Source organism: Kitasatospora sp. NPDC007106 (genome assembly GCF_040634455.1).
GTDB classification, from domain to species: domain Bacteria; phylum Actinomycetota; class Actinomycetes; order Streptomycetales; family Streptomycetaceae; genus Kitasatospora; species Kitasatospora arboriphila.
This window is the reverse complement of sequence record NZ_JBEYFP010000420.1, coordinates 1-5,238: the sequence shown is the minus strand read 5'-3', so window position 1 is coordinate 5,238 and position 5,238 is coordinate 1. Positions and strand designations below refer to the sequence as shown.

General features: G+C 69.3%; 5 protein-coding genes and 1 pseudogene. All 6 read left to right on the top strand.

From position 1 onward, the window contains the following. Window positions 1-254: 254 nt before the first annotated feature. A complete protein-coding gene (locus ABZ641_RS25115; RefSeq protein WP_344626857.1) occupies window positions 255-1,106 on the top strand; it encodes an SAM-dependent methyltransferase in 852 nt (283 codons plus the stop codon). 561 nt (window positions 1,107-1,667) lie between these two features. Beyond that, complete coding sequence (locus ABZ641_RS25110) at window positions 1,668-1,907, top strand: hypothetical protein (protein WP_359985120.1); 240 nt, start codon at window positions 1,668-1,670, stop codon at window positions 1,905-1,907. Beyond that, a pseudogene (locus ABZ641_RS25105) lies at window positions 1,895-2,122 on the top strand (SDR family oxidoreductase); the annotation flags it as partial. The gene ABZ641_RS25110 and the pseudogene ABZ641_RS25105, both read left to right, overlap by 13 nt. A 38-nt stretch (window positions 2,123-2,160) precedes the next feature. Further along, a complete protein-coding gene (locus ABZ641_RS25100) occupies window positions 2,161-2,595 on the top strand; it encodes an NUDIX domain-containing protein (protein ID WP_359985117.1) in 435 nt (144 codons plus the stop codon). Between the two features lie 679 nt (window positions 2,596-3,274). Next, window positions 3,275-4,384 carry a hypothetical protein gene (locus ABZ641_RS25095; RefSeq protein ID WP_359985114.1) on the top strand — a complete coding sequence of 370 codons (1,110 nt, stop codon included), beginning with the start codon at window positions 3,275-3,277 and terminating at the stop codon, window positions 4,382-4,384. Window positions 4,385-4,386: 2 nt separating this feature from the next. Continuing rightward, complete coding sequence (locus ABZ641_RS25090) at window positions 4,387-5,010, top strand: hypothetical protein (RefSeq protein ID WP_359985111.1); 624 nt, start codon at window positions 4,387-4,389, stop codon at window positions 5,008-5,010. Window positions 5,011-5,238: the final 228 nt, after the last annotated feature.

Genomic DNA, 5,238 nt, shown 5'->3' with positions numbered 1-5,238 from the left:
GTCATCTCGCATGCCGCAGAGCGTAGTCCGTGGCGGAACAGGATCGAACAGCCGGGACGGAACGGATCCGGCGCCGCGCCGGCGGCCTGGGGTGCGAGAGCGCGGGTTCACTCGGCGGGGGAGGGTGGCGGTGCGGCGTTGGGCGAGGAAGGTGAGCTGCGGCGGGATTCGCGATGCGGCCGAGGACCCGCCACCGCCGCTACCGTGACCGTTACGATGAGATGACGAGATGTCACGGGTTCGGGGGAGAGCTGATGCAGGACGAGATGACGCCCGGTGGGCCGCAGCCGATCGTGGCGGGGGAGTGGCAGCCTCCGGCGGAGCTGAACACCGGAATCCCCCACCCTGCGCGGATGTACGACTACTACCTGGGTGGCAAGGACCATTTCCCGGCCGATCGGGAGGCTGCCGAGAAGATCATCGCGCTGATGCCTGATGCCCGGCTCGGGGCGCGGATCAATCGCGAGTTTCTCGGCCGTGCGGTGGAGTTCGCGGTCGGCTCCGGTATTCGGCAGTTCCTGGACATCGGCACCGGGATCCCGGCGATGGGCAGCACCAGCGAGGTCGCCCACCGAGTCGCTCCGGATGCCCGCGTGGTCTACGTCGACAACGACCCGATCGTCCTCACCCACGCCCGTGCCCTGCTGGCCCACCACCCGGCCGGGCACACCACGGTTCTCCACGCAGACCTGCGTGACCCGGTCGCCATACTCGCCGATCCGGGCCTGAAGCAGGCACTTGACCTCTCCCGGCCGGTGGCCCTGATGCTGGTGGCGGTGCTGCACTTCGTCCGGGACGAGGAGGGGGCCGCCGAGACGGTGGCCCAGCTGCGGGACGTCTTGGCGCCAGGGAGCATGCTGATCCTCTCGCACGGCACGCAGGATCTGATGTCGCCGCAGGCGGCCGAAGAGACCACCCGGATCTACCGTGGTGCCAGTTCGCCGCTGGTCCTGCGGGCGCGGGCCGAGGTGGAGAAGTTCTTCGGGGACTTCGAACTGGTTGATCCCGGACTGGTGCAGCTTCCGCTGTGGCGGCCGCAGGGGCAGCTGCACCAGGGCTGGCAGGAGGCGGCTCCGGCCTACGGGGGAGTTGCTGTCAAGCGGTGACGCGAACTCCCGGCGCCGAGCCCGGCGGAGCCGGCTCCGCCGAGGGCCGACGCTAGAGATCGTCTTCAAAGGCGATCAAGTAGCTGGAAGATCACGGTTGGCGTGATCCGCCGCCATGAGCTCTCGGATGTCGAGTGGGGCTTCTGTCTCGGCTCCCATCGAGGTCAGGGACTGGGCGGCACCTCGGCGGGAGCGGGAAGGAGATGGCCTCTAATACCCGGAGACCACCCGCCGGCTGGTCGGCCAGTGAAGCCCAACACCTTGCTCCGGCAGCCGACAGCCGTCCGGATGCCAACGAGGGCGCGTCGGACCCCGCCGGGCTGGCCCCGTGCAAGCAGCTGCAGCGCGAGCACCACGTCGAGGCTCCAGGCACCCCGGCCGGGTCGCCACCCTAGGTCAGCCGTGCCTCACTGGGTGATCGTCGGCGGTGGCGTCGAGGACATCGACCCCGACGCTGTGGGTTGGCGAGCGCGCAGCGGCGCGGCGCGCCGACGAAGGGGCAGGGGTTCAGGCAGCTGACCGCACAGATTCGAGGAACTGCTTGACACCCTCGGCCCGCTGGTGCGGCAGAAATCCGGCCTCGAGGGCCTTGATCTGGCGGATACAGCGGGACGCCCCGATCCGCCGGGCGAGGGCCAGAGCCTGGTTTGCGGTGGCGGCGCTGTGGTCGATCTCGCCTTGTCGGAGGAGGCTTTCGGCTTCGTAGGTGAGGAAGACGGCGCGGGTTTTGTCGCGGGCTGTGGGCAGGAGGGCGACGCCCTGGGTGATCTGGTGGTGGGCGGGGCCGGGGCATCTGCGTGAACACTGTCGTCCCGGGAGCGATCCAGGTCGACGCCGAGCACACCCTCCCCGCACACCACCGCGCCAGGCCCGAGGACCAGCTCGCCCGGCAATGCGTCCCCCGCCGGGGCCAGCCCGACGACGTCGCCGCCGCCATCGCCTTCCTCGCCAGCCCGACCGCATCCTTCATCACCGGCCAGACGTTGCACATCGACGGCGGCTGGCTGCTGCACTGACCACCCCGTTCCACCGACCACGAGGGAGAACCCGCCCCATGACCGAACGCGTCCGAGCCGTCCTGATCACCCCGCACAACACCACGCTCCTGATCAAGCGCATCCGCCCCGGCATCGACCCGTACTGGGCGATCGTCGGCGGCGGCGTCGAGGACACCGACACCGACCGCGAGGCCGCACTCCTGCGCGAGATCAACGAGGAGATCGCCGGCGACGCCGAGATCCTGCGCCTGCTCCACCAGATGGACAACCCCAAGGGGGAGACGGAGTACTACTACCTGGCCCGCATCGAGAAGTGGGACTTCGACAACCGCACCGGCCCCGAGTTCGCCCGCACCGACCGCGGCGAGTACATCCTCGAAGAGATCCCGCTCACCCAGGAGGCCGTCGGATCGCTGAACCTCATGCCCCCGCAGTTCAAGGACGTCCTGTGCGAGGCCATCGCACGCGGCGAGCTGATTCCCGCGCCATAGAACGCAGCGCGGCATGGGCACGCCCATCCTGCTGGCGAATGCCCCTTCGAGGGCGGCCAGCCGGGGCCACCTCAGCCCGGCCAGCCGCCATCTCGTCGCGCCGGTAGTGACGCGAGGGTCTGTACGGTGACCGGCTCTGGCTCACATCCGGGATGCTGTTGGTGATCTTCAAGGGTTGTGGGTGCGAGTCCCGTCATGGAGTTGCCTGCACAGGCGCGTGAAACGGCTGGCCGGACCGATCTCGCTGCCGTCCGGCTGATGCTGGCGGAGGCGGACGATGTTGGTTCCGGCTGCGGTGAGGACGTGCCGGCTGCGAGCACCTCGACTGGCCGCGCTGGGCCCTGAAACACCTCTACGCCCCCGCCGGGATCATGGTTGGGCTGGGCGTTGTCCACAGTCCGTGATCACGGATCGGCCCCGGATACGGACCGCAACCGCCACCTACCCCTCCGCGCCGGACAGATGACTCCCCAACACCCGCTGCCCACAGCCGCACTTACACAATGTCACCAGGGTCCTGTCGCTGACAGTAGCGGGAGCTGGCAGCTGTACGGGAGACCGATGAGAGAGGAGAATAAGAGCGACCGCTGAAGGACGGTGCGTCATGTGCGAATACCTTCACACCCTTCCCGCGAGCCCGTGCCCCCACCGTGCGGCCGCCGATTGGTGACTGACGGTCATGTCAGCGCGGAACCCGGTCCTTGGCCGACGGCTAATCACGCTGCTGTTCAGCGGCTTACTCTTCATGGCCTGCGGCCTTCTCGCGTTGCCGGGACAGGCTTGGGCGGGCGCCACTATCTCACTCAGCCGCGGGCACGGAGTGGTTGGCGACCAGGTCACGGCCTTCGGTGACGGCTTCGGCGCATGCCAGGATCCGGTCAAGGTCACCTTTGACTCCGCTGCCGTGGGCAGCGACATGAGCGGCGGAGACCACTTTCAGGTGGCCTTCGCTGTACCCACCTGGGCCACCCCTGGACAACACAGCGTCGTGGCGAGTTGCGCGAACGTCCTGGCGCAGCGCGCTGGGGGAGTCTCACCGGTAGAGTTCCTCGGCGCGTCCCTCAGGGTTGCCGCGACGTTCACGGTTGATAACCCTGAACCGGAAGCGAAGGCGGACCCGGTGATCGTCCTCGACACATCACAGGGACGGGCGGGCGATACGTTCGGGATCACCGCGACCGGCTATCTCTGCGCTGGTCTCTCCGACGTCGAGCTGTGGTGGGACGAGGGCAGCGCGCTGGACACTGTCACGGTCGACGAGGAGGGCCGATTCAGCACCATGATCGAGGTCCCGCAGGACGCAGAGGCCGGACAGCATGAGGTGCAGGCGGTCTGCGCGGACGACTCCGCCGTGCAGGACAGCGCCGTCTTCACTGTCCTGCCAGCTGATTCCGGGGCCGGTGGCGGGAACGGTGGTACCGGCGGTGGTGGGAACGGTGGTACCGGCGGTGGCGGGAACGGTGGTACCGGCGGTGGCGGGAATGGCGGTACCGGCGGTGGCGGGAACGGGGTCGGGCTCGATAATTCCGGCTCTGGCGGCCTGCCCGTTGGGCTCGTGGCTGGACCCGTCCTCGGCGCAGTGGTACTGGCAGGCGCCGCTGCGACCTACTTCTACCGCCGCCGGTCACCCCGTGCAGCCCATGCCCACGTCACGGCCTCGCTGCTGCCGGCCAGCTTCGCCGACATCGATATTCGGGTTACCGAGCCCGGGAGCCACAGCCGGCCGACCCGCACCGTCCGGCTGGAACCGCGTGCGGACCCCGGCATCCAGAGCGTCGAGGAGCAGTAGACATGACCACCACTCTCCAGCAGCCCGTCACCGCACGGGACCTGCTGCTCCTCCCGGATGTCGGCGAGCACGTCGACACGCTCGCCGCAGCCCTGCACGATCGCGGGGCGCTCGACGATCTCATCAGCGGCGCGCACGGGCTCACCGCACCGGTCGGCCGGGCCGTCGAACGGGAGGTGGCCTCGGTGGTCAGCGGCTTCCTCGCGCTCGACCTCTTCGACCTTGTGGCCGGCGGCTGGCGTCGACACACCGCCCTGCGCCAGGCCGCCCGGCGGACCAGGGACGAACCCGGCAGCGAAGAGGTGGTGGCCCTGGCGAAGCACCGCATCACCTCCGTCCATCGTCCAAAGGTCGATGTCCTGGTGGACGGTTCCCGGATCGGCACCCTGGATGTAGACCTCAAGGTCGTATTTGATCTGGAGGGGCTGGTCGGCGTTGTCCGGCAGGCCCGGCTGATCGCCGTCCGGGCCGGGTCTTGCATGGTCACGGGCTCGCTTGCGGTGCAGCGGATCGCCCTGGCTCAGCAGTCGGGTCGCATCAGCCTCGGCCCGACCGTGGAACTGCGCCACGGCGTCCGACTTCTGCCCGACCCCGACCCGCAATCCGACCCTGGCAGCCAGCGGTAGCCTCCCGAGAACTGCCCGTCTGCCTCGCGCGGACTCGGAGTGGGCGGTCGTGTGCGATGCAATGCCGGTGCCGGGATGGCTGGAGGGCCGGGCGGGCAGCCGGAGGTTTACTGCCACCGGCAGATGGTCGGCGCGGTGCGCTACCTTGTCGCGGCAGGCCCAGTTCATCCCGCTCGACCACGATCCGGCGCCGGGCGGGGCCGCGCTGGAGCCGCTGCTCGGCTGGCT